20 protein-coding genes are annotated in these 24,717 nt (G+C 63.7%); 11 read left to right on the forward strand and 9 right to left on the reverse strand.

Annotated elements, in window-relative coordinates; genetic code table 11:
• Positions 1-154: 154 nt before the first annotated feature.
• Positions 155-2,890, forward strand: a complete 2,736-nt coding sequence (mdeB, locus tag C5N93_RS23930; RefSeq protein ID WP_242561400.1) for an alpha-ketoglutarate dehydrogenase — start codon at positions 155-157, stop codon at positions 2,888-2,890.
• On the opposite strand, the gene phnF is transcribed toward mdeB, so the two are convergent.
• Positions 2,891-3,649 carry a phosphonate metabolism transcriptional regulator PhnF gene (gene phnF / locus C5N93_RS23935; RefSeq protein WP_069342875.1) on the reverse strand — a complete coding sequence of 253 codons (759 nt, stop codon included), beginning with the start codon at positions 3,647-3,649 and terminating at the stop codon, positions 2,891-2,893. It abuts the gene before it with no gap.
• A 267-nt stretch (positions 3,650-3,916) separates the two neighbouring features.
• Between phnF and C5N93_RS23940 the strand changes: the two genes are divergently transcribed.
• The 6 genes from C5N93_RS23940 (at position 3,917) to C5N93_RS23965 (ending at position 11,710) form a co-directional block, all read left to right on the forward strand.
• Positions 3,917-4,816 carry a phosphate/phosphite/phosphonate ABC transporter substrate-binding protein gene (locus C5N93_RS23940; RefSeq protein ID WP_069342874.1) on the forward strand — a complete coding sequence of 300 codons (900 nt, stop codon included), beginning with the start codon at positions 3,917-3,919 and terminating at the stop codon, positions 4,814-4,816.
• On the forward strand, positions 4,813-5,673 hold the full coding sequence (locus C5N93_RS23945; protein WP_242561191.1) for a phosphonate ABC transporter ATP-binding protein: 861 nt from the start codon (positions 4,813-4,815) through the stop codon (positions 5,671-5,673). The genes C5N93_RS23940 and C5N93_RS23945 overlap by 4 nt, the downstream gene beginning before the upstream one ends.
• Positions 5,670-6,482 carry a phosphonate ABC transporter, permease protein PhnE gene (gene phnE, locus C5N93_RS23950; protein WP_069342873.1) on the forward strand — a complete coding sequence of 271 codons (813 nt, stop codon included), beginning with the start codon at positions 5,670-5,672 and terminating at the stop codon, positions 6,480-6,482. Before C5N93_RS23945 ends, phnE begins: the two co-directional genes overlap by 4 nt.
• A 12-nt stretch (positions 6,483-6,494) precedes the next feature.
• Complete coding sequence (locus tag C5N93_RS23955; RefSeq protein ID WP_242561192.1) at positions 6,495-7,157, forward strand: DapH/DapD/GlmU-related protein; 663 nt, start codon at positions 6,495-6,497, stop codon at positions 7,155-7,157.
• A gap of 99 nt (positions 7,158-7,256) precedes the next feature.
• Positions 7,257-9,146 carry a DUF4157 domain-containing protein gene (locus C5N93_RS23960; RefSeq protein WP_242561193.1) on the forward strand — a complete coding sequence of 630 codons (1,890 nt, stop codon included), beginning with the start codon at positions 7,257-7,259 and terminating at the stop codon, positions 9,144-9,146.
• Between the two features lie 140 nt (positions 9,147-9,286).
• A complete protein-coding gene (locus C5N93_RS23965) occupies positions 9,287-11,710 on the forward strand; it encodes a hypothetical protein (protein WP_242561194.1) in 2,424 nt (807 codons plus the stop codon).
• A gap of 38 nt (positions 11,711-11,748) precedes the next feature.
• Here C5N93_RS23965 and C5N93_RS23970 read toward each other — a convergent pair whose 3' ends face one another.
• From C5N93_RS23970 to C5N93_RS23990, 5 genes are all read right to left on the reverse strand, one after another.
• Positions 11,749-12,687, reverse strand: coding sequence for a hydroxymethylglutaryl-CoA lyase (locus tag C5N93_RS23970; RefSeq protein ID WP_242561195.1), 939 nt, complete (start codon positions 12,685-12,687; stop codon positions 11,749-11,751).
• Positions 12,684-13,898, reverse strand: coding sequence for a CoA transferase (locus C5N93_RS23975; protein WP_242561196.1), 1,215 nt, complete (start codon positions 13,896-13,898; stop codon positions 12,684-12,686). The genes C5N93_RS23970 and C5N93_RS23975 overlap by 4 nt, the downstream gene beginning before the upstream one ends.
• An 82-nt stretch (positions 13,899-13,980) precedes the next feature.
• Positions 13,981-15,303 (reverse strand): MFS transporter, encoded by a 1,323-nt coding sequence (locus C5N93_RS23980; RefSeq protein ID WP_242561197.1) that lies wholly within the window; start codon positions 15,301-15,303, stop codon positions 13,981-13,983.
• A gap of 208 nt (positions 15,304-15,511) precedes the next feature.
• Positions 15,512-16,414 (reverse strand): LysR substrate-binding domain-containing protein, encoded by a 903-nt coding sequence (locus tag C5N93_RS23985; RefSeq protein WP_242561198.1) that lies wholly within the window; start codon positions 16,412-16,414, stop codon positions 15,512-15,514.
• A gap of 112 nt (positions 16,415-16,526) precedes the next feature.
• Positions 16,527-16,859, reverse strand: coding sequence for a hypothetical protein (locus C5N93_RS23990; protein ID WP_242561199.1), 333 nt, complete (start codon positions 16,857-16,859; stop codon positions 16,527-16,529).
• Positions 16,860-17,070: 211 nt separating this feature from the next.
• Here C5N93_RS23990 and C5N93_RS23995 point away from each other — a divergent pair, with 211 nt between their 5' ends.
• The 3 genes from C5N93_RS23995 to C5N93_RS24005 all read left to right on the forward strand — a co-directional run bounded on the left by C5N93_RS23995 (position 17,071) and on the right by C5N93_RS24005 (position 20,563).
• On the forward strand, positions 17,071-18,171 hold the full coding sequence (locus C5N93_RS23995; RefSeq protein WP_242561200.1) for an asparaginase: 1,101 nt from the start codon (positions 17,071-17,073) through the stop codon (positions 18,169-18,171).
• A 244-nt stretch (positions 18,172-18,415) separates the two neighbouring features.
• Positions 18,416-18,937 carry a DUF305 domain-containing protein gene (locus C5N93_RS24000; RefSeq protein WP_150720188.1) on the forward strand — a complete coding sequence of 174 codons (522 nt, stop codon included), beginning with the start codon at positions 18,416-18,418 and terminating at the stop codon, positions 18,935-18,937.
• Positions 18,938-19,072: 135 nt separating this feature from the next.
• Positions 19,073-20,563, forward strand: coding sequence for a YncE family protein (locus C5N93_RS24005; RefSeq protein ID WP_242561401.1), 1,491 nt, complete (start codon positions 19,073-19,075; stop codon positions 20,561-20,563).
• Between the two features lie 80 nt (positions 20,564-20,643).
• On the opposite strand, the gene C5N93_RS24010 is transcribed toward C5N93_RS24005, so the two are convergent.
• Genes C5N93_RS24010 through C5N93_RS24020 form a run of 3 tightly spaced genes read right to left on the reverse strand, consistent with a single transcriptional unit; the run spans position 20,644 to position 23,689 of the window.
• A complete protein-coding gene (locus C5N93_RS24010) occupies positions 20,644-20,955 on the reverse strand; it encodes a hypothetical protein (RefSeq protein WP_150720187.1) in 312 nt (103 codons plus the stop codon).
• On the reverse strand, positions 20,942-22,324 hold the full coding sequence (locus C5N93_RS24015; RefSeq protein ID WP_242561201.1) for an acyclic terpene utilization AtuA family protein: 1,383 nt from the start codon (positions 22,322-22,324) through the stop codon (positions 20,942-20,944). The genes C5N93_RS24010 and C5N93_RS24015 overlap by 14 nt, the downstream gene beginning before the upstream one ends.
• Before the next feature lie 60 nt (positions 22,325-22,384).
• Positions 22,385-23,689, reverse strand: a complete 1,305-nt coding sequence (locus tag C5N93_RS24020; protein WP_242561202.1) for a citrate:proton symporter — start codon at positions 23,687-23,689, stop codon at positions 22,385-22,387.
• 99 nt (positions 23,690-23,788) lie between these two features.
• Here C5N93_RS24020 and C5N93_RS24025 point away from each other — a divergent pair, with 99 nt between their 5' ends.
• The gene (locus C5N93_RS24025; protein WP_242561203.1) at positions 23,789-24,703 is read left to right on the forward strand and encodes a LysR family transcriptional regulator; all 915 of its coding nucleotides are present in this window, start codon (positions 23,789-23,791) and stop codon (positions 24,701-24,703) included.
• Positions 24,704-24,717: the final 14 nt, after the last annotated feature.

Below are 24,717 nucleotides of genomic sequence, written 5' to 3' on the forward strand. Positions count from 1 at the left end.
TTCCTGAAATTGGCAAGAAATCGGAATAACTAGCCTATCTCAGCGCGCGAATCGCTGCAATTCAGAGGCCTATTCTTCGTCCGCCCGCGTACCATGATCTTCAGTCAGCGATACCGATAAATGCTGTAGATCGAGGAGAAGTGCCATGACGGACATGTTGGGCGAAAGCCGAATTTCGGGTCTTGTCGGATGGCAGCGGGTCGATCCGAACGACACCGATGCGCAGGAAACCATGGAGTGGCTGGACGCGCTCGACGGCGTCGTACGTCACCTCGGCAAGCCGCGCGCACAGTATCTGCTCGACCGTTTGTCGGAACACGCGTTGTCGATGGGCGTGACGTCGAATCGACCGCAGATCACGCCTTACCGCAACTCGATCCCCGCTGCCGACGAGCCCCACTATCCGGGCAATCTCGAACTCGAAGAAAAACTCGCCGGTGCCTTGCGCTGGAATGCGCTGGCGATGGTCGTGCGCGCCAACCGGGCGTACGGCGAACTCGGCGGACACATCGCCAGCTACGCCTCGGCCGCCGATCTGTTCGAAGTCGGTTTCAATCACTTTTTCCGGGCGAGTCAGCCGGACGGCGCACCCGGGTCAGGCGACCTCGTGTATTTCCAGCCGCACTCGTCCCCGGGGGTTTATGCGCGCGCCTATCTGGAAGGGTTCCTGAGCGAGACGCATCTCGAACATTACCGTCGCGAAATCGATGGCCCGGGCCTGTGCTCGTATCCGCACCCATGGCTGATGCCGGAATTCTGGCAATTCCCGACGGGCTCGATGGGCATCGGTCCGATCAACGCCATCTATCAGGCGCGCTTCATGCGCTATCTGGCGGCACGCAAGCTCGCCAACACCGAGGGCCGTAAGGTCTGGGGTTTCTTCGGCGATGGCGAGATGGACGAGCCGGAATCGATGGGCGCGCTCTCGCTCGCCGCCCGGGAGCATCTCGACAATCTGGTGTTCGTCATCAACTGCAACCTGCAACGGCTGGACGGTCCGGTCCGAAGCAACGGCCGCATCATCGACGAACTCGAAGCGCACTTCGTCGGCGCGGGATGGAACGTCATCAAAGTGGTGTGGGGGTCCGACTGGGATCCGCTGTTTGCACGCGACAAGCATGGCGCCTTGCTGCGCGCCTTCGCCAACACGGTCGACGGACAGTTCCAGACGTTCTCCGCGAACGACGGCGCCTACAATCGCGAGCGATTCTTCGGCCAGAATCCTGAGCTTGCCGCACTCGCGGCGCAACTTTCGGACGCCGATATCGACTGCCTGCGCCGAGGCGGACACGACGTTCGCAAGCTCTACGCGGCCTACGCGCAGGCTGCGGCGCATCGCGGGCAACCGACGGTGATTCTCGCCAAGACGATGAAGGGCTTCGGTATGGGCGCCGCCGGGCAGGGACGCATGACGACCCACCAGCAGAAGAAGCTCGACGCGGACGATCTCAAGGCATTTCGCGACCGCTTCCGCGTGCCGCTGTCGGATGACGATGTCGAAGCGCTGCGGTTCTATAAACCCGCTGCCGACAGCCCCGAGATGCGATATCTGCTTGAGAAGCGTGCCGCGTTGGGCGGATTCCTGCCACGTCGGCGTCGAATGGCCGACACCTCGCTGCCAGTGCCGGACATCCGCAAGTGGGCGGGTTTCGCGCTCGACGATACCCGGCGAGAAATGTCGACGACGATGGCGTTGGTGCGAATGATGACGTCGCTGCTCAAGGACGACGCCCTCGGCCCGCGCGTCGTGCCCATCGTCGCGGACGAAGCCCGGACCTTCGGCATGGCCAACATGTTCCGTCAGGTCGGCATCTACTCGCCGGCGGGCCAGTTGTACGAGCCGGAAGACATGGGCTCGATGCTGTACTACCGCGAGGACATCGACGGACAGATTCTGGAGGAGGGCATCTCGGAGGCGGGCGCGGTATCGTCGTGGATTGCCGCTGCCACCTCGTACAGCGTGCACAACCTCCCGATGCTGCCGTTCTACATCTATTACTCGATGTTCGGTTTCCAGCGCATCGGCGATCTGATCTGGGCTGCCGCCGATCAGCGTGCACGCGGCTTCCTGATCGGTGCGACGTCAGGAAAGACGACGCTGGGCGGGGAAGGGCTTCAGCATCAGGACGGCACGAGCCATCTCAACGCGTCCACCATTCCGAATTGCCGTGCTTACGACCCCGCGTTTGCTCACGAGATGGCTGTCATCGTCGACGAAGGCATGCGCGAGATGATCCAGCAGCAGCGTGATGTTTTCTATTACATCACCGCGATGAACGAGAACTACACACAACCCGGCATCCCCGGCGGCGATCTGGAGGCGATCCGGGAAGGCATCGTCAAAGGCATCTATCGGATGGACGCAGACGAGGCCTCACAAGCGGGCGGTGGACGTAGCGCTCAGGTGCAACTGCTCGGCTCAGGCGCCATTCTTCCCGAAGTGATCGCAGCGCAAAAGATGTTGCAGGACGACTGGTCGATCCGGGCCGGGGTCTGGAGCGTGACGAGTTTCACGGAGTTGCATCGTGACGGCATTGCCGCCGAGCGGCTCGAACGGCATGGCGATGCCACGCGCAAGCCCTACGTGCAACGCATGCTGGAACAAAGCGACGGCCCCGTCGTGGCGGCCACCGATTACGTGCGCGCGCTGCCGGAGTCGATTCGCGCGTTCGTGCCGCGTCGCTACGTCACCCTCGGCACCGACGGCTTCGGGCGCAGCGACACGCGCCAGGCGCTGCGGGCGTTCTTCGAAGTGGACCGCGTCTCCATCGTGCTCGCCGCCCTCAAGGCACTTGAGGACGACGGTGCCATCGGTGCCGATATCGTTGCGCAGGCGCGTGAGCGCTACGGGAAGCAGGGCATTCGCCGGGCGGCGTCCTGGCAGTGCTGATTACGTCGACGTATCGACCATCAGTTGCACGCGGTCCGCAGCGAAATGCGTAATGCCGTACTTGATCGGCACGCCGTCCAGGTCGACGTCGACGTTCTCGACCCACAACACCGGCTGCTGACGATTGACGCCAAGTCGCCAGGCGATCTCGGCATCGGGCAGCACACTGCCGATACGGCTCCACTTGCGCAAATAATCCGGCACGCCCATCGACGCGAGGGCATGTGTGATGCTGCTGTCCTCTTCGAGCAGGCTCGGCAGATCGGGGAAGCGGGCTGCCGGATACCAGTTGCAGGCGTAAGTGAGCGGCACGCCATCGGCGGCATGCAGCGACTCGATCCGCCATACCGGCGCGCGGGCGCGCAACGCCAGTTCTTTCGCGACGGTCGCATCGGCCTGAAGCCGCGCGGCCGATAGCATCTCCCCCTCAGCCGCATGATGCTGCTGGCGCAGGTTTTCAGTGAAGCGCGTGCGTCGCCCGATCAGGTAGTCGATCGCGCCGCGCTGCACGAAGGTGCCGCGCCCCTGTTCGATGCTCACGAGCCCATTCGCGGCCAGTCCCATCACGGCGCGCCGCACCGTATGCCGGTTCACATCGAAGCGTTTGGCCAGTTCACCTTCGCTGGGCAGACGGCCGTCGTCACCGAAACCGTTCGCCGCAATCTCTTTGGCCAGAATCTGCTCGATCTGGCGCCAGACGGCCACACCCGCACCGCGCTCCACGCGCTCCGGACTGCCACCGTTGCCCGCATTACTCATCGACACTGCGCTCCCGCTCGCTGTCATAGCGACGTCATCCCCCGTACTTCAAATGTTCATTGTTCCGGGCGCATTGTAGTGCGCAAGCCGTGATGGATGTGTGACTTTGCCGTGTCGACACACAGAATTGTCATGTTTCCCCTGTGTAATTTTCCGTAACCAATTCGTCTAGACGTTCAGATAAATGCATCACGGTTCTGTCATATCCGATTTCTAGAATCCGCAGCAATGTTTTCGCAGGCCCGTAGTACAACCCAGAGGGAATTCATGAAAGCCATCAAACGCTTCGCCGCTGTCGCCTTCTTCGCTGCCGTCGCCAGCGGCGCAGCCCACGCCGCAGGCGAGTGCCCGAACAACGGTGTCGTGCGCTTCGGCGTCGAGCCGTACGAATCGTCGGCGCGCATGCTGCCGGTCTACACGGATCTCGCCAAGCTGATCGGCGACAAGCTCGGCTGCAAGGTCGAGCTGTACATCGCCACGAGCTACAACGCCGAGATCGAAGCGATGCGTAACAACAAGCTCGAATTCGCGCAGTTCGGCCCGCTCGGCTACGTGCTTGCCCATCAGGTCGCCCACGCCGAAGCCGTTGCCACGTTCGCCAACGAAAACGGCTCGCCGCAGAACTACTACGCGTCGATCGTGACGTGGCCGGGATCGAGCGTCAAAACGCTCGCCGACACCGCTGGCAAGTCGTTCGCGTACGCCGATCCGGCCTCGACCTCCGGCCACCTGTTCCCGGCCTACGGCCTGCGCAAGAACGGCATCGATCCGGACAAGGGCGTCAAGGCGATCTACGCGGGCAGCCACACGGCCTCGTTCGAAGCGCTGCGTAATCACAAGGTGGAAGCCGGCGAGCTGAACAGCGAAGAAATTTCGAGCGCGCGTCTGCATGGCGAGTATGACGACAAGGCTTACGTGACGCTGTGGAAGTCGGACCCGATTCCGGTCGACCCGATGGCCGTGCGCGGCGATCTGCCGGCCGAGTTCAAGACGCGTCTTGCGAAGATTCTTTCGAATCTCGACCTGAAGGAACTGCCGGAAGCCGATCAGAAGTTCATGGCCGCCAACGCCACGCCGGCACTCAAGACCGTGCCGCAGACCGACGCTGCCTACAACCAGATTCGCGACCTCGTCTCCACCCTTCATATCGATCTGTCCAAACTGTGAACACCTTGTCCAACGTGACGGACGGTTTGGCATTGACCCCGGCTGACGCATTCGCGGCCGCCGGGGCCACCACGGCAGGGGCCTTCCGTCGTACGAAGCTTGCCCCTGGCGTGAAGCTCGCCGTCCAGGATCTGACGATGTGCTACGCGAACGGTCACACCGCGTTGCGCAATTTCAATCTGTCGGTCGAAGCCGGCGAGATGGTCGTGGTGCTCGGCAGCAACGGCTCCGGCAAGTCGACCTTCATGAAGTGCGTGGTCGGTATCAATCGCCCGACCACCGGCAGCGTCAATCTGGCCGGGCGCGATCTCGTCAAGCTCTCGGGCGAGCCGTTGCGCGAAGCCCGTCTGCCGCTTGCCCTCATTTCGCAGAATGCCAATCTGGTCAAACGACGCAGCGTGATTGCCAACGTGTGCTGTGGCGCACTCGGGCGTCATCGCACGCTGGCGACGGCCTTCGGGCGTGTGCCGCGCGAAGCCGTGGAACCGGCACGTGCCTATCTCGACGAAGTGGGCCTGCTGCATCTTCAGCACCAACGTGCAGGCACGCTCTCGGGCGGTCAGGCGCAACGCGTTGCCGTGGCGCGCGCGCTCGCGCAGGAACCGCACGTGCTGCTGGCCGACGAACCGGTCGCAAGCCTCGATCCGGAAGCCGCTGACGAAGTCATGCGCCTGCTGCGGCGTCTGGCGACCGAAGACGGGCTGGCCGTCATCGTCGTGCTGCATCAGCCGGATCTCGCCATGCGCTATGCCGATCGCATGGTCGGTCTGCGTCGCGGCGTGATGGAATTCGATCAGCCCGCGAGCGAAGTCTCCGCGCGACAGATCGCCAATCTTTATGTCACCGAGGCGTCATGAGCACTGTGCTTGAAATGCGGGGCGGTCGTGGCCCCGGGGATATGCCGTCGGGAATGCGGCAGGTGCTGACCGTCGTCGGCTTGCTGATTGCCGTGGCGGTGTTCGTGCAGGCCTGGATCGTGGTGCAGGCCCGCCCGCAGGATCTGATTACCGGCGCGCACGGCATGGCCGATATCATCTCGCGCGCCATGCCACCGGACTTCGCGCAGTTCATTCCGAACCTGCGTCCGGTGCTCGAAACCATCGATCTGGCGATTTTCGGCACGATCTTCGGCATCGTGCTGGCGTTCCCGCTGGCGATTCTGGCGGCGAAAAACGTGACGCCGGCACTGCCGCTGTACTACGGCGCCCGTGCCGTCATCGGTGTGACGCGCGCCGTGCCGGATCTGGTGTGGGCGCTGCTGTTCGTCACCGCCGTCGGTCTGGGACCGTTTCCCGGCGCGCTGGCGCTGGCCGTGCACTCCATCGGGATGCTCGGACGCCTGTTCGCCGAAGTGATCGAAGACATGGACATGGGTCCGGTCGAAGCGCTGACGCTCACCGGCGCGGGACGTCTGGCCGTGCTCACGCACGCCGTCATTCCGGGGGTGCTGCCGTCGCTGCTCGGTATCGGTCTGTTTCGCTTCGACGAGAACCTGCGTTCATCGCTGGTGCTCGGGTTCGTCGGCGCTGGCGGCATCGGCTTCCAGTTGCTCACGGCCATGAATCTCTTCGATTATCAGACGGTGTCGTACCTGCTGATCGTCACGTTTGTTCTGGTGGCTTGTGCGGAACGCGCTTCGGCGTACCTGCGCAGTCTGGTGCACTGAGGGTAGGGCAGTATGCAGCGTATCAATTGTGGGGAAGGGGTCGATCCGTGGACGCGCGCTCGCGTGCTGAGCGAGACGCCCGAGATCGATCCGACGTCGCTCGTACGCGATAGCGACTTCGGACGCTTCACGTATCTGGGGCCGAATTCATCGGTACGTGCGTCGTCCATCGGTGACTACGGTTACGCGATGGGGACGAACCAGATTGCACACGCGCAGATCGGCAAGTTCGTCAACATTGCGACGGGGGTTCGCATCAACCCGTCGAATCACCCGATGTGGCGCGCCACGTTGCATCACTTCACGTATCGCTCCCGGTCCTACGGCATGTCGCTCGACGACGATGCGGAGATTTTCGACTGGCGCGCGCAGGATGCCATCACGATTGGCCCCGACGTATGGATCGGACATAACGCGATCGTCATGCCGGGTGTGAACATCGGCACGGGCGCGGCCATCGGCTCAGGTGCGGTCGTCACGAAGGATGTGCCGCCTTATGCGATCGTGGTCGGCGTGCCGGGCCGCGTTCTGCGATTCCGCATGGGGGAGCGCACCGCCGAGCGCATGCAGGCCATTGCGTGGTGGGACTGGAATCCGGCGCAACTGGATGCCGCGCTGGCCGATTTTCGCGCACTGAGCGCGGAAGCGTTTGTGGAGAAGTACGAACAGTCCTGAAAGTGCGGTCCGGTTTGACTGATAGAATCCCGTCGATAACAACGCAAGTGCATTCCCGCAGTGCAGCATTTCGCTCTCTGACCGACACGGGTGATGATCTTGAAATATCAGACGCACGGGGTAAGGCCGGACACCAATGAACCGCTTTCGCTGCGTGCCACTTCCGCGCACGCAGCGAAAGGGCGTGGGATCGCATTCGTCGACAATCGTCCTGTCGCTGCAACCCATCTCGCGATTCAGAAAATGGCGGATCGCCATACCGCTCCGCACGCTGACGTGCCAGATGCGGCAGCGCATCGGACGTCTTCCTCCCACACGGCGCAATCCGGATTACCCGCTAACCTGCTGTCCGGCATCGAGACGCTATCGGGCCACTCGCTCGACGACGTGCGAGTGCATTACAACTCTCCGCACCCAGCCCAATTGCAGGCGCACGCGTATGCGCAAGGCAACGATATCCATCTCGGCCCCGGACAGGAACAGCATCTCGCGCATGAGGCGTGGCATGTGGTGCAGCAGCGGCAGGGGCGTGTGCAGCCGACCGCCCGCATGAATGCGGGTGCTGCCATCAATGACGATCCGGCACTGGAGGCCGAGGCCGATGCGATGGGCGAACGGGCGGCGGCGCTGGGCGGGGAACGGATCGACGAGGGGAGTCCGATCGTCACGTCGACACCGGGCGCAAACATTGGCGATACGCTTCAGGCGAAGGGATTCAAGTCGGTCAACGGCAAGACGAGTGGCTTCGATGCCGACGAAGCGCAACTCAACGGCGCCGGTAACGCGGTCTGGGATGCCGTCTTCACGGACGGAAGAATCGATGCACAGGGCGGCGTTATCGGCAAGATGCAGCACGAGGCCGATAAGAAGATCGACGCGAGCGCTACGACGAAGTATGAGGCCGACATCGACGATGGCGCCTTTGGGGAGGTCGAACTCAAAGGAGACTTGGGCCATGCGCCAACGGTCCCCCGTTGGGCAAAAGCCGCCGCGCCCAAAGGCAATCGACAGCAAGTCTTACCGGTGGTACTCGCCAAATCGAAGCAGGCGGAGATCGAGGCTGCCATCATTCATTTACTGAGCCAGGGGGCATCGGATCCGGCGTTCCAGGTCGCGGAGGCGGAAGACGTCAAGGACTATGAGGCCATCCAGATGGCCGTCATGATCTCGGATACCAAAACACTGCCGGACTGGTTTGCTTCCAACTTGACTTACGCGAAGGTCATTGCCGGTCATCTGTACGGATATCTCGTGAAAATGTTGAGTGAACGGGGCGGCCGGATGACGGATACGTTATTTCTTTCTGTGTGCGCAGAGAACGACGCCAACACGTCGTACCGGCTGTATGACGCCGTTCTGACCGCGGCCGGGATCCCGGTCGCAGCGGCCGAAAAGCACCAGGCATCGGATGTTGCGCTCGACATCAATGAGATCGTGATGCATGAGTTCGGTCACATCAAAGCCGGCCTGGATGTGCCGTCATCCGACATCGATAGTGCCAAGTCCAGCTTCAGTCCGACGCTGGAGAGCGCGGTGGCGCTGGCCAGAGGACTCAAAATCAAAGTCGCAGCGGGACTGGATAGAAACTACCTGACGGCGTGTCGGTTCGCCTGGCTCAGGATCGTGACCGAATGGCATGGAATCAAAGATCACCCCTCGTACATCCTGACGCGGGAGCGCACGACCGCGGGCATCAAGACGATGCAGAATATTCTGATGTCGCTGGAGGAGTACAAGAACATTCAGGCGATCGATAACGGACTGGCGCCGAGCCGCGTGTCAGGGCCTCGACTGAGACATGGCGTGGAGGTCGTGACACTTTTCGATCTTGGTTCGGCAAGTGCTGATGCTGATTTCAAAGAGATCGAAGGCGGCGCGGCGAACTCGCCCGAGGTGTCAGAAAAATCGACACCGGAACTGGGTGAAGCCGTATGGCGGGTGAAAATGCAGCATCTGCTCGACGTTTTCATCGCCAAGTACAAAGACTAGTCATTGGCACCGCTCCCCACCGCTGTTACGCCCCGTTTGGCGCACATCTTGAGACGCATTTACGCCACATTCGTCAGTCAGGCCAACTAACAGCCCCGGCAACCCCGGCTTCAGCACGGGTCACGGCAAGGTGAATCGCGATGCACGATCATGCTTCGAAAAAGACACCACAGCGCGCGGGGCAGGGCACGTCTTCGGTGCCTTCTCGCGCCCCGGCGCGCATTGAGGACCACCGGCCCGCCGCAGCGTCGCATACGCAACTCCGGTATCTGGCACACAACGGCGATCGGGCCACGCAATTTCAACGTCTCCAGCGCGTCGTGACATCGCCAGCGCAGCGCACAACGGCCCAGGCCCCTTCGTCCTCCAACGCCGGAGATGTCGTCCAGCGCGTGGTGTTCATTGGGGCATCCACACGGGCGCTGCCTGCGCGAACGCCAATGATTGCCGAGGTTGAGGCGATCGCGCGCGCGTACGGTCCGCAACGTGCAGCGCGCATCGTCGCCACTTTTCGAGCATGGCTACGAGACGGCCCCTCACGACGTTATGCCAACGCGCGCGCCGTCGTGGACGCCATATTGCCAACACTTGGGCCGGACGCCGATGCGGGTTCCGGTTCGAGCTCCGGTCCGCGCTCCGGCGAATCGTCCGAAGGGCGCTCCGCCGCCGGATCTGAGACACGATCTGAAGCGCCGTCCGGTTCGCGGACCGAACCGCCCGACGACGTCGGCACGTCGCTTCCGCCGGAACCGACATTGGAATCGCGGTCCGAAGCCCGAACCGAACTGCCCGGCGATGGGGGGCGTGATGCCGATCGCCCCATATCGACGTCGCAGACGTCACAGGGCGCCGTGCCGGATGTCGGACAGAGCGGGCAGAGTGGTACGGGCGGCACTGGATCAGACATCCACGATCGCGTCGAACGACCGCGTGACGTGCAGCCGCCAAGTGCCGTACAACCGGTATCCGAAGGCGAACGCCTGCCAGCCGGGAGCACCGCCGTTACGGCCTCGGAACGGGCCCGCCCCGACTTGCGCACCCAGATACGCCCCGAATCGCTCACGCGTGTCGGTTTCGAAATCGAGTTAGGACGGACGTACCACTTCCCTGAATCGGCCAGACCGACGCTCGGGCAGGTGCTCAATCGAACACTGGCAGAGTTCGTCGGCACGGTACCACCGGCAATCCGGGGCGGAGAGCCGCGCCGGGCGGTGATACTCGAAGTGCTTCTCGATGATATTCGAACGCCCGACGCCGGGGGATGCACGGCTCAGGTCGAGTTCCGCACGCCGCCATTGCGGTTCTCCTGGCTAAGCACTAGTCTGTCCGCGCAGATTCGTCGGGCCATCAGCCGTTTTCCAACCTCGATGCTCACCGCAGCCTCGCCGGTTGCAGTGGGGCAGTGGCGTCCAACCGCATTGCTGCGCGAGCATGCCGCGCAGTTGACCGAAGGCGCACCGGATCAGAGAAATTTCTCGATCTCCTCCACTTCCAATTTGGCACAGCACGCGACGATCTCCATCGAACTCGCTGCGTTCGGCACCCTCAATCACGATCAGCAGAACCTACTGTTCCGCCAAGGGCGAGGGGCAACCGACCGACAACAGTTGCTGGATCAACTGGCGGCCCTCACCAATGGGTCGGGCAGCCCGCTCGATGCCACCACCGTCGGCCGCAATCGGGCCGGCTCTACGGTCAAATCGCCCATTGAATCGATTCTGGCCGCCGACCCGACGTTGCGCGCGCCGCGTGGCGCGTCGGCCGAGGGTAGCGTGACGGTGGGAGATAGCGAAGCCCATCCGTATGCGCCGCTGGCCGAAGCCGTCCAGCAAATTCGAAACGACGGACAGTTTCCAAGCGTTCAGGGGGCGGGCGATCGGGGGTATCGGGCCGTGGCGGAGAAGCTACAACCGCCGCTGCGCGACACCGTATCAGGTCAGCTTCGCGTACTGGTGGAACATCGAACCGGCACTTTGGTGAGTGCGGTGAACGAGGCGCTTCGAGGAAGATCCGAACCCCTGCGTCCGATCATGGAGGCCGCGCGCGACATGGACCGAAACCGCGTGCAGCGACCCAGGGCGCCGTCGACAGAGTCGTCGGCTACATCGCCGACGACGTCGTCCGTGACGACACCAGTTACCGGGGCTGTGGGCACAGGCGGGACCCGTGCGACCGTGAGCGCGTCGCGCAGTGAGCCCGCAGGCGGGGGAGGTGCCAGACCGGTCATTGCTCCTCCGCCGCTCGCGACAATGACCGTCCCGCAAATGGTTCAGCACTACGGGCCGGGCATTCTGTGGGCGAGAGGGCAGGGAACGTTCAGTCACGAGTTCCTGCAATTCAGAGATCACCGTGCAGCGGCATTGCTCAGGCTGACGCAAAACGGGCTGGCGCCAGCGGAAGCTGCTGTCATCAGCGCAGACCTGAACACCCAGTTCGTACAGGCCGGGGTCCCGGCGCAGGGAGATCATCCCGACGCACAACTCCAAGAGCATATCTTCGACGGCGTCGACGTCGCCTGGGGACGTCAGCTTTGGGCGCTGCTGCGGTACTTCAACGGAGCGTAAGCCCCCGACTACCTGGAAGCACCGCAGCACATCCAGAATCACGCCGCCAACGGATGAAGATCCAGCCGGCATCCCGCCTTCACAATCTGGCTCGGCGTATCGTGTCCGATCAATGCCGGCAAGCGATTCGACGCATCGATCAGACGGGCAAGATCGACACCCGTGTCGTAGCCCATCAGCGCAAGCGAGTGCACGACTTCCTCGGTGCACACGTTGCCGGTCGCGCCGGGCGCATAAGGGCAGCCGCCGATGCCGCCCAGCGACGCATCGAAGTTGTCTGCACCGGCGTCGATGGCCGCCAGCACGTTCGCCAGCCCCATGCCTCGCGTGTTGTGAAAGTGCAGCGTCAGGCCGATGTCCGGCCACCGCTCACGGAAACCACGCACCAGCGCAACGACCTGGCTCGGATACGCCATGCCGGTCGTGTCGCACAGCGTGATGCCATCCGCGCCCATTCGCGCAGCGAAACGCTCGCACAGATCGAATACCTCATGCTCCGGCACATCGCCCTCGATGGGGCAACCGAAGGTGCACGACAGCGACACGTTGGCCGACTTCCCCGCCTGACGCGCAGCGCTCGCCACATCGCGAAGCGCGTCGAACGATTGCTCGCGTCCCATACGGAGATTGGCGCGGTTGTGGCTCTCGCTGGCGGACATCACCAGGTTCAGTTCGTCGACACCGCACGCGATAGCACGCTCGGCCCCGCGCAGATTGGGCACCAACGCGCTGTAGACGATGCCCGGCACGCGCTCGATGCCTTGCATCACGGCCTCGGCGTCGCGCAACGACGGGATCATCTTCGGCGACACGAACGCGGTCACTTCGATCTTCGCGACGCCGGAATGCGACAAGGCATTCACCATGGCGATCTTCTCTTGCGTGGGGACGAAGACCGTCTCCGCCTGAAAGCCGTCGCGCGTTCCCACTTCGTTCATGCGGATGCGGCGTCCGCCGCCATGCCATACGTTCGTCATGCAATCACTCCTTTGTCGCGCAAGGCGTGGACGTCCTGCGCCGAAAGGCCCAGTTGCCGCAATACGTTGTCAGTGTCCTCGCCAAGACGCGGCGCCGAGGTGCGCACCGTCCCCGGTGTCCCCATCAACTTCGGCACGACGCCGGGCACCTCGACCTCGTAGCCATCACGCGTGGTTTGCGAAAGAATCATGTCCCGGGCGCGGAAGTGCGGGTCCTCGACAATATCCTTCACCGTATAGACCTTGCCTGCGGGCACGCGGGCATCGCCCAGCAGGGTCAGCACCTCGGTCACCGATTTCGACGCGGTCCACGCGCCGATGGCGTCGTCCAGTTCGAGAACGCGTGCGGTGCGCCCGGTGTTGTTGGCCAGCGTCGGGTCGGCCGCAAGATCGTCGCGACCGATGACCGACATGAGGCGCTTGAAAATACTGTCGCCGTTGCCGGCGATCAGCACGTAGCCATCGCTGCATCGGTAGGCGTTGGACGGGGAAATGCCCGGCAGGGCGCTGCCCGCAGCCTCTCGCACGGCGCCGAACGCGCTGTATTCCGGGATCAGGCTCTCCATGACGTTCAATACCGCCTCGTTCAGGGCGACGTCGATCACCTGTCCCTTGCCGCCGTTCACCTTGCGGTGATAAAGCGCGGTGAGAATGCCGATGGTGCCGTGCAGGGCTGCCAGCGTGTCGCCGATCGAGATGCCGCAGCGCACCGGCACGCGGCCCGGCTCTCCTGTCAGATGACGCAGGCCGCCCATGGCTTCCCCGATCGCGCCGAAGCCCGGCAGATCGCGATACGGTCCGGTCTGCCCATAGCCCGAGATGCGCAACATCACCAGTCCCGGGTTGAGTTCGGACAGGACTTCCCAGCCCATGCCCCAGCTTTCCAGCGTGCCGGGACGAAAGTTCTCGATCAGCACGTCGGCGCTCGCGATCAGTTGACGTGCGATGTCTTGCCCCTCGGGGCTGCGCAGATCGAGCGCGACCGAACGCTTGTTGCGCGACTGCACCTGCCACCAGACGGACGTGCCGTCCTTGAGCATGCGCCAGTTACGCAGCGGATCGCCCACGCCCGGCGGCTCGATCTTGATGACGTCGGCCCCGAACTCACCGAGGGTCTTGCCCGCGAACGGCCCGGCGATGAGCTGGCCCATTTCGATCACGCGGATGCCGCGCAATGCGATGTCGGGCTTTTCCTTTGCGTTGGTGTTCATGCTTGTGTTCCTGCTTGATCTCTTGAAAATCCATGCGGGGCGTCCCCGCATGTGGTCGGCCTGATCGGCCTAATCCGCCGGCCTAATCGCGCGCCTTGAGCTTTGCGGGCATCGCGAAACTCAGAATCGCCGCGCAAATCAGCCCGAGGCACCCGATCAGATACAGCGCAGGCGTCGTGCTGCCGGTCGTATCCTTGATCCACCCGACGGCGACCGGGCTCACGATGCCGCCCAGTTGCCCGAGCGTGTTGATCAGCGCGATCCCGGCGGCGGCACCCGCGCCTGTCACGAGCTTGGGCGGCAGCGCCCAGAACGCCGGAATGGCCGCCACGACACCCGCGCCGATCAGCGCCAGCGCCGCGACGAGAATGTGCGTCTGCTTGTCGAAAATACCGGCGCTGAAGAAGCCGAGCGAGGCGAGCAGCATGAGACCGACGACGAACCAGCGACGCTCGCCGGAACGGTCCGACACCTGACCGACCACGACCATGGCGATCGCGCCGCACAAGTAAGGTACGGCGGTCAGAAAGCCGATGGTCGTGGCATTGCTGATGCCCGAGGCGCGAATGATGTGCGGCGCCCAGAAGTTGAGCCCGTACGAGCAGACCTGAATCAGGAAATAGATCAGGCCGAGCATGAGAAAGCCGGGCGTCTTGATGGCATCGAGCAACGAGTGCCCGCCGATATCGCGGTTCTGGCGCGTGATGTTGGCCAGCAGAACGGTCCGCTCCTCGGGTTTGAGCCAGCGGGCGTCCTCGATCCGGTCGCTGAGCGACTTGAAGACGACGAAGCCCAGCAGCACGCAAGGCACGCCGCCCACGAGGAAGAGCCAGTGCCAGCCGGGCATTCCAAGTACGCCGTCCAGATGCGAGAGCACCAGCCCGGAGGCCGGTGCGCCCAGCAGACCGGCAAACGCGGACGCCAGAAAGAGCAGGGACGTCATGCGGCCCCGGTAGGCAGCAGGGAACCAGAGCGTCAGGTAATACAGCACACCCGGGGCAAAACCCGCTTCCATCGCACCGATCAGAAAGCGCAGGAAATAGAACTGCCATTCCGTCTGCACGCATGCCATTAACGCCGTCGCAATGCCCCACGACACCATGATGCGGGCGATCCAGCGTCTGGCGCCGACCTTGTAGAGCATGAGGTTGCTCGGCACCTCGAAGAGCACGTAGCCGACCACGAACAGCCCGGCGCCGAGGCCGTAAGCCGTATCGCTCAGGCCGAGACTGGCCTGTAGCGAGAACTTCGCGAAACTGATGTTGATGCGGTCGAAGAAGGCAAACAGGTAGCACACCATGATCAGCGGCATGATGCGCCACGCGATCTTGCGCACGATGTGCGATATCTCGGTGTCGACGGACGGATGTGATGACGTAACGGGGATCGACTCGGGATGAGCCATGACTGTCTCCTGATATTGAGGATGGCAGCGGGTGGCCCGGCCCCGATGGTCGGCAAACCCGTGCGGCATCGCTGTAGCGGCGCTCTGTATGACGCGTACGGGTATTCTGGTTGCAGGCCGGTGGCCGCAGAAGCGCAAAGACGAGAACCGAGCTTTCGCGAATCGCGAAAGCAGCGGCCGAAGGAGGGGCGCGTGGTTCGGACGCCGTTCAGGCGTCCTGAGTCGTGCGAAGGTGCTCGATGAGCGCGCGGACGTGCCGCGGTACGGCGTTCACGTCACGCAGGCCGATCAGCAAACGACGCTGCGCCCAGTCGTCGGCAAGTGCGATCTGACGCAGGTTCAGGGAGCGCGCCAGGGCGCGTACGGCGTCGGCGGGCAGCACGGCAATCCCCATGTCTGCCGCCACCATCTGGCACATGGCGTCGAAGCTGCGCACGCGGATGCGGAGCTTCAGGCGGCGCCCGAGCGCCTCGGTTTCCGTCTGAAGCCGATCGGCCAGCGATGTCCCTTCCGAAAGACTGACGAAGTCGTAGTCCAGGACTTCGGCGAGGTGCACGCTGCGCCGCCCGGCCAACGGATGCCCCTTGGGCACGACGAGGCTCAGATGGTCCTTGCAGTAGTCGAGACACTGCAAACCCAGCGCGGGCGTGCGGTCGGCGAAGATGCCGACATCGGCGCGGCCATCGAGTACGGCCAGTACGATCTCGTTGCTGTTCTTCTCTTCGAGTTCGATACGGATGCCGGGATTGGCTTTGGTGAACGCGGCAAGCTGATGCGGCAGGAACTGTGTCACGGCCGAGGTGTTGGCCCACAGACGCACGACGCCGACGATGCCTGCGGTGAAATCCGACATCTCGGCGGCGAGCACGTCAACGTCGGTCAGAATGCGCTGCGCGTGGCGGTAAAGCGCCTGGCCGGCCACCGTCAGCGTGACGCCTCGGGAATGCCGTTCGAGCAACGGCGTGCCGACAGCGAGCTCCAGATCCGATATCCGCTTGCTGGCGGCGCCGACCGCGAGATGCGCCAGGGCGGCGCCTTTGCTGATGCTACCGGTGCGCGCGATCAGACTGAACAGGGACAGCGACGCGAAGTCGATACGATGCGGATTCATCCTGAATGAGCGACGTTGCGGGTGGTTATGGCGGTGGAAGTCGCGGGGCGGTTCGCCATGGCGGACACGTTTCGCCCGAGGCGCAGGCGAGGCATAGTGTATCGCCTCGCCGTCAGTCCAGCGCCGGCTCCGCCGCGACTTTGCGATCGTGCAACTGGCGGAAGAATCTCGCGTTGTGATGGTCGGCGACGCGGAACACGTCTTCCGAGGCCCGGGAGAGCGCGGCGAACAGCAATTCGAGCTCGTCATGCTCCCGGGCCGTCGAACCGCAGCGCGTGATCAGCGCGCGGCGAATTTCGTCCATCGCCGCCTGCCGGAACCGGTCGAAGGCCGCGTCGGGCCTGCCGTCGAGATGGTTGATGTGAGCGAGCAGCATACCCAGCACCTGCGCGTGCACGAGCGCCGTCGCCCGCTGTTCAATGGCCAGCACGTCGGTTTCCGTCATGATGCCCTCCATCAGACGTGAAGTGATGCGAACGAACTCGTTTCCAGCATAGCACCGCCGCGCAAGGACGGTGACTTCAAACGCCACGCTCAGCGCCCGTCATCAATCATGGCGCATGGCGCTTTCCTCCCGACGCCAAATTCGTCAATATGTCGGGCATCGTGCTTGCCGTCTGCGCGATGTTCGACAAACTACAAAACTGGAGCGAACTATGACGACGTCGAAGACCCCTCGGGCAGTCCTGATGCATACGATGGCACTCGCCGCGCTCACCCTGAGCGCCGGTGGTTATACCCTGACGGCCACGGCCGCCGATACCAACGCGCCCAAACCCCGCATTCTCGTCCTCGCCACCGGCGGCACCATCGCCAGCACAGGCGACGCACGCTCGGCCATCGGCTACAACGCCGGCGGCGTGACCGGCGAGCAACTGACCGCCAGCGTGCCCGGGCTGGACAAGCTGGCGAGCATCAAGGCGGAGCAGATCTCGAACATCGGCTCGCAGGACATGAACAGCAAGGTCTGGTACCAGTTGGCAGCCCGAATCAAACAGGCATTCGAGCGCAATGAGGCTGACGGCATCGTGATCACGCATGGCACTGACACGATGGAGGAGACGGCATTTTTCCTCGACAACGTGCTGGCCACGCGTCAGCCCGTCGTGCTCGTCGGCTCGATGCGTCCGAGCACGGCCGTCAGCGCCGACGGCCCCGGCAACCTTTATGAAGCCGTTGAAGTCGCGGCCAGCCCGCAGTCGGGCAATCGCGGCGTGCTCGTCGTCATGAACGATACGATTCACGGCCCGCGCTGGGTGACGAAGATGAACACCACCTCGGTCCAGACCTTCGGCAATCCCAACAGCGGCCCGCTGGGCTACGTCGATCCCGCCTCGGTCCGGTACCTCTCACCGACGCCGGCGTCGCGTAAAGCCCCGCTGGCCGTGCCGGTCGGCGGTCTGCCGCGCGTCGATATCGTCTATGCCCACGCCGACATGGACGCCACGCAGATCGAAGACGCCGTGCGACACAAGGCGAAGGGCATCGTGCTGGCGGGCGTCGGCGACGGTAACGCCTCGAAAGCCGCGCTCGACGCGCTGGAGGCGGCGGCGAAGCAGGGCGTCGTCGTGGTGCGGTCGTCGCGGGTGGGGAGCGGCTTCGTCAACCGCAACGTCGAGGTCTCCGACGACAAGACCGGGTTTGTCGTTTCCTACGATCTGAATCCGCAAAAAGCACGGGTGCTCACGCAACTGCTGATCGGCAACGGCGTCAGCGCATCGGACAAGGTGCAGAAGGCGTTCGACGCGACGTATTGATCGGATGACCGACTGATCTGCTGATAAGGGGATCGCGCGGGCGATCCTCCGGTGCTGGGGGTGACGGAATACGCGCATCCCCGGCACCCCGGACGGGGAGCACACCTCCTGACGCCGTTTATTCCCGCCCATATCTCATATTTCCGAAAGACGTGAAGACTTCCGCGCAAACGGAATAGAACCCCCTTTGGCTGTGTATACCCCTTTGCACCCCGCATGTGCGGGAGATATCGGGAGGGCGGCCATGCTATCCGTTTCACGTTTTCGCGACACATTCTTGCGTCACCCCTGGGGTCATCGATTGACATTGACGTCGGTGTCCGTGTCTTTGGCATTCTCAGTCTTGTTGGCGCTAACGCCGCAGGCGCATGCCGCACCGACGGTAAAACCATCGCCGGACGAAGCCGCGTTCCTTCATGAAAACGACGTCGCCATGGATCGCATGATGCGCGACATGACCGTCAAACCCGGCGGCGACATCGACCATGACTTCGTTGCGATGATGATTCCGCATCATCAGGGTGCGATCGACATGGCGCAGGCCGAACTGCGCTATGGCAAGAACGAACAACTGCGCCGGATTGCGCAGGAAATCATCGTCGAACAGCAACAGGAAATCATCGCCATGCGCATTGCGCTCGGGCAACCGCTGCCGCCTTCGGCCCCTGCGCCGACCGGTGCCGTGCCGCCCGCGCAAGGGTCGGCACAGGACACACCACCGCCTGCCGGGGCGATGTCTGCGATGCATCACCACCACGGCGAATGATCGTCGCGATCCGTCGCCTCGCCCAGATTCGATAACTCACGCATTGGACGACGCACGTCCGCGTCTTCCCAACCTTTCGCATTCCCACGTGAATCGTCTTCAGGAGACCCCATGATTCGCAAACCCTTGTCCGCCATGGCCCGCGCCACGTTACTGGCCGTGCAATTGACCACGCCGGTCATCGCGCTGGTCACCCCATTCGCGGCGGCGCCGGCGCACGCCGGTCAGGCCCCGGGCGCGCTTGCCGCTCCGGATATCCCCATCAGCCACAAGGACCGCCTGTACGCCGCCGAGCAATTCTCGAACACGGTGTCCGTGACCGATCCGGTGGACAACAAGCTGCTGGGCGTGATTCGTCTGGGCGATCCGTCGCCGGGCAACTTCAGCCCGCTCTATCGCGGTCAGGTGCTCGTGCACGGCATGGGCTTCTCGCCCGATCACCGCACGCTGGCGGTCGTGTCCATCGGCTCGAACTCCGTCACCTTCATCGACACGCAGACCAATGCCGTCAAGCACACGACCTATGTCGGCCGCTCGCCGCATGAGGCGTTCTACACGCCCGACGGCAAGGAAGTCTGGGTGACCGTTCGCGGAGAAAACTATGTCGCCGTGCTCGACGCCAAGACCTTCGAGGAGAAGACCCGCATCGTCACGCCGGCCGGCCCGGGCATGCAGATTTTCTCGCCTGACGGCAAGTACGGTTACATCTGCTCGTCGTTCAATCCCGAGACGAAAGTCGTGTCGGTAGCGGATCACCGCATCGTGGGCACGGTCAAGCAGGAGAGCCCGTTCTGCCCGAACATCGCGGCCACGCCTGACGGCAAGCAAGTGTGGTTCACGCTCAAGGATGTGGGTCGCACGCAGGTGTTCGACGCGCGACCGCCGTTCGCACTCATCAAGACGCTCGACACCGGCCCGATCACCAATCACGTGAACTTCGCCCATACGTCCGCCGGCACGCTGGCTTACGTGAGCGTCGGTGGCCTCAATCAGGTGAAGGTATTCCGCACCGACGACTTCTCGCAGATCGCCACGGTGGACGTGGGCAATCTGCCGCACGGCGTCTGGCCGTCCGCCGATGGCTCGCGTGTGTACGTCGGACTCGAGAACGCCGATGCGCTCGCCGCCATCGACACGTCGTCGCAGCGTGTCGTCGCGACGATCCCCATCGGGCAGGCGCCGCAAGCCATTGCGTACGTGCCTGACGCCGTGCCGGAGGGCGATGGGCTTCAGAATCTGCAACCGCTCGGTGTCTCGGGACAAGCCGCGCATCTGACGCTGGCACCGGCTGGCGGCGGCGCGGGCGCTGCGCCGACCAGCGTGACGTTGTTCGATCAGGGGCTCGTGCAAGTGCTGCAAGCGTCCGTTACGGGCCTGACGCCCAAGTCGCCTTACGTGCTGGCGCTCTCGGACAATCCGGACGGCAGCGGTAACTTGCAGGCACTCGCGTCGTTCATGACGAACCCGGCAGGTTCGGCCATCGTGAACTCGATCGGCGCCATCCGTCAGGTCGTGTCGCCGGCAGCGGCAGACGCGAAGAACGCGACCGACAAGCGTCGCTATCTGGTCGTGGCGCCACAGGTAGACGGCAAGCCGGGCGCGCCGGTGCAACTTCAGCGCCTGTAAGAAGACCCACGTCCCGATGGTGCTCGCGGTTGAGCAGGAACGAAGGGGACGGCGACCGTACGTACGGTTGCCGTCTTCCGTCACTCTGGTGCCGCGATCTCGAGATCCATCAAGGCGGAACTGAGCGATTTCCCGTGGGCGTCGAGTGCGAGAGAGCGTGTCACACCGCCCCCCAGCGCGTTGCCCAGTACGAAGTTGAACGCGGCCAGATTCGGCAGTTCGTAGCGCACGACATCGCCGCGTACGACGTCGCTCAGAAACGCCTTGACGCGCTCGGGCGTCACCTCGGCACGCAAATGCGCGTAATGCCGGGCGTCGAAGCAGATGAGCGAGACATTGAGCGTATTGCCCTTGTCGCCGGTGCGCGAATGCGCCAGTTCACGCAGCTTCATCTTGCGTCTCCACAAAAGTGAACGTCGGATTGGCGTGCTCACGTGCCAGCAGAACCGACTGTACGGCGAGCACTTCGCGCACCGACCTGGTCACGCCACCGCCGCCCGCAGGGCCGTTGGTGTACAACGTCTCGACTTCGTTGCCGATACGCTGCGCTTCCTGCGCCGACGAGGTTCGTCCCGCGACACGCACGCGTACCTCGTAGGGCTCGGCATGGCGCGCGCCGGCCGTCTCTGCGTGCAGCGCGTTCATGCCGATCAGATCGCAGCGCAGCTCACGCGTGGCCACACCGGTCAACGCCAGACGTTCACGCACGATGTCGATGGCAAGTCGGGCGCGTGCCACTGCGCCGGGGCCGCCGTACGAAATCTGTCCCTCGCCGATGAAACCGTCGACGTATCCGACCGACACCTTGAGCGTGTCCGTTCTCGGTGCGCCACGTCCACCGCCGACCTTGATGCGATCGGGGGCTTCCTCGCTCACACTGACGTGTGAGAAGTCGGCAACGACGTCCGGCTGGAAATAGCGCTGCGGATCGTGAATCTCGTACAGCAACTGTTCCTTGCACGTCGCCACCGTCACCTGTCCGCCGGCCTGCGGGACTTTCGTGATGACCACCGAGCCGTCGGACGAGACTTCGCCGATGGGAAAGCCGAGCCGGGCCAGGCCCGCCACGTCCTTGTAGCCCGGATCGGCAAAGTAGCCGCCAGTGACTTGTCCCGCGCACTCCAGCAGGTGACCGACGACGGTCGCCTGACCGAGCGTGTTCCAGTCGTCCATTTGCCAGCCGAACTCATGGATCAACGGTGCGGCGAAAAGAGACGGATCGGCCACGCGGCCCGTCAGGACGATCTGTGCGCCGGCGGCCAGCGCATCGACGATGGCGCTTGCGCCCAGATAGGCATTCGCCGAGACAATGCGATCGCGATACGACGCCACGCTATCGCCCGTCTCCTCGAACTTTGCATCGGTGGCGAGCACGACATCGAGGACATCGTCGCCGGTCACGGCGGCAATCCTGACATCGCCCAGCCCCAGCCGACGGGCAATCTCCGCGGTCTTGCGCGCTGCGGCGAGCGGATTGGCCGCACCCATGTTGGAAATGATGCGCACGCCGTTACGCATCGCGGCGGGCAATACCGCGGTCATGCGGGCTTCGAGCAGCGGATCGTAGCCGTGTTCCGGCGATTGACGACGCGCCTGTTGTGCGATGGCAATGGTGCGCTCGGCGAGGCATTCGAAAACGAGATAGTCGAGTGCACCGTGCTCGGCGAGTTCGACGGCCGGCTCGATGCGGTCGCCGGAGTAGCCGGCGCCGGCACCGATCCGGACGGTGCGTCGCGATGCCTTATGTGACTTGCCTGTCATGCGTTCAGGTCCATGAAATAAAGCGAGTAGGGCGGAGCGTGCAAGTCGTGCAAAGCCGGCTCATAGCGGAAACACGCCAAGCACGACGCAGGCGATCGTCATCACGATGGACGCGCCGAACAACAGCGGGAACGTGAATTTCTGATGGTCCGCGAGATCGATGCGGCATAGCCCGACGACGAGGAACGTCGCGGGAGTGAGCGGGCTGACCGGGAAGCCGGTCGTCATCTGGCCGAGCAACGCGGCCTGACCGACGTGCACCGCCGGCACCCCGAGCTGTCCGGCAACTTCCGCAATGACGGGCAGCACGCCGAAATAGAACGAGTCGGGATCGAACAACATGCTCAACGGCATCGACGCCAGACCGAGCGCGACCGGAATGTGGCTCGCCATGCCTGGGGGCACGAAGCCGACGGCCGCTTGCGCCATCGCCTTGAGCATGCCGCTGCCCTGCATCACCCCGGTGAAGACCCCGGCAGCGAGCAGAATGCCGGCCATCATCAGCGCGGCACGGGCGTGCGCATCGATGCGCTTTCGCTGCATGTCGACATCCGGGTAATTCACCAGCAATGCGACGCACAGCCCGACCATGAACATGATCGCGGGCGGAATCTTCTCACCCATCACGACCATCGTGCCGAGCACGATCAGCGTGAGCACGATGTTGAACCAGAAGAGCCCGGGGCGGCGCAGCGCCTGCTCCTCCGGCGAGAGTTCGCGTTTCGGCATCGGAATCGCGCCGCTTGCGGCAGTCAACCCCAGACGCTTTTCTTCGCGCCGGCCGAGCCAGTAAGCCATGCCGAAGACGAAGACCAGCCCGACGGCCTGCACCGGAATCAACGGATTGAAAAGGCTGGAGACCGGCAGATGCAGCGATGCCGAGGCACGAATCATCGGTCCGGTCCACGGCAGGAAGTTGATGCCGGCGGCCATCGAGACCGCCGCCGCGAGCACGCGACGATCCATGCCCAGACGGTCATAGAGCGGGAGCATCGCCGGAATCGTCACGAGAAAGCAGACCGCGCCGGAGCCGTCGAGGTGAATCAGCAGCGCGAGCAGCGTCGTACCCATCACGATGCGCGTCGGACGCGTGCCCACCGCCTTGAGAATCCGGTCGATGATCGGGTCGAGCGTGCCGGCGTCGGTGATCGTGCCGAAGTACAGAATGGCGAAGACGAACATACCGACGACGGGTGCAAGACTCCTGAGACCGTCGAGCACGAACTTGCTCGTCTGAAAGCCGAAGCCGCCGACGAGCGACGCCACGATCGGCACGATGATGAGCGCCACGAGCGGCGACATGCGTTTTGACAGAATCGCGCCGAGCAGCACGACGATGGTAGCCAGCCCCAGTAACGGCAGCATGTGCTTGTCTCCAATGTTGTTTTTTGATGCGATGGAGCGTAAGTTGATGGCGTCTATAAGACAATTGAAATGATTTGATCGCAGCAATCAAAAACGATAATGGATCTGAACCTGCGGGACATTCGGGCGTTCATCGCCGTGGCACAGAACGGCAGCTTCACGCGGGCCGCCACGCAATTGCATCTGTCGCAGCCGGCGCTGACCGTGCAGATTCGGCGGCTGGAGGAAACGGTCGGGGTGCGCTTGTTCGATCGCAACAGCCGAAACGTGGCGCTCACCCCGACAGGGCGTGAACTGTTGCCCGTGCTGGCGAAGTCGCTTCACGACATGGAGCATGTGCTGATCGATGCTCGCGCGTTGGGCGATGGTTCGAGCGGCGTGGTCCGCATGGCCTGTTTGCCGACGTTCGCCGCCAGTGAATTGCCCGAATTGATTCAACAGATGAACGCAGCGGTACCGCGCGCGGGCTTTCACATCCGTGACGCCGTGGCCGGTGTCGTCGAAGCACTCGTGCGCAACGAAGACGTCGATATCGGTTTGACCGGCGGGGAAGTGAACGACGCGGAGTTCGACGTGCTCCACGCGGGCGCGGACCGTTTGGTTGCCGTTTTGCCGCCGGGCCATGCGCTGGCGCGTCGCAAGCAAGTCTCGCTGGCGGATCTGGCGGCGGTACCGCTGGTCCTGACGGCGCCGGGCACGAGCGTGCGGGCGGTGGTCGATGCCGCGTTGGCAGGCGCCGGATCCACGCCAGTCATCGCTTGCGAGCCGACTTACATGATGACGGCCGTCGCCATGGTCCGCGCAGGCCTTGGTGTGACGATCCTGCCCGCATCGGCCCGGGAAGTCAGGGCGGAACCGCAATTACGGGTGCGCCCGATTGCCGACGACGCGTTCCTGCGCCCCATCGCGCTCATCAAGAAGCGGGGACGGACGCTGCCGCCAGTGACGCAAACGTTCGTGGGGATGCTTTTGGACCGATTGACCTCATCCAGCAAGGCAAACCCGGCGGAGTAGGTAACGCAAACGCG

It is taken from the genome of Pandoraea sp. LA3 (assembly GCF_022696215.1).
Taxonomy (GTDB): Bacteria; Pseudomonadota; Gammaproteobacteria; order Burkholderiales; family Burkholderiaceae; genus Pandoraea; species Pandoraea capi.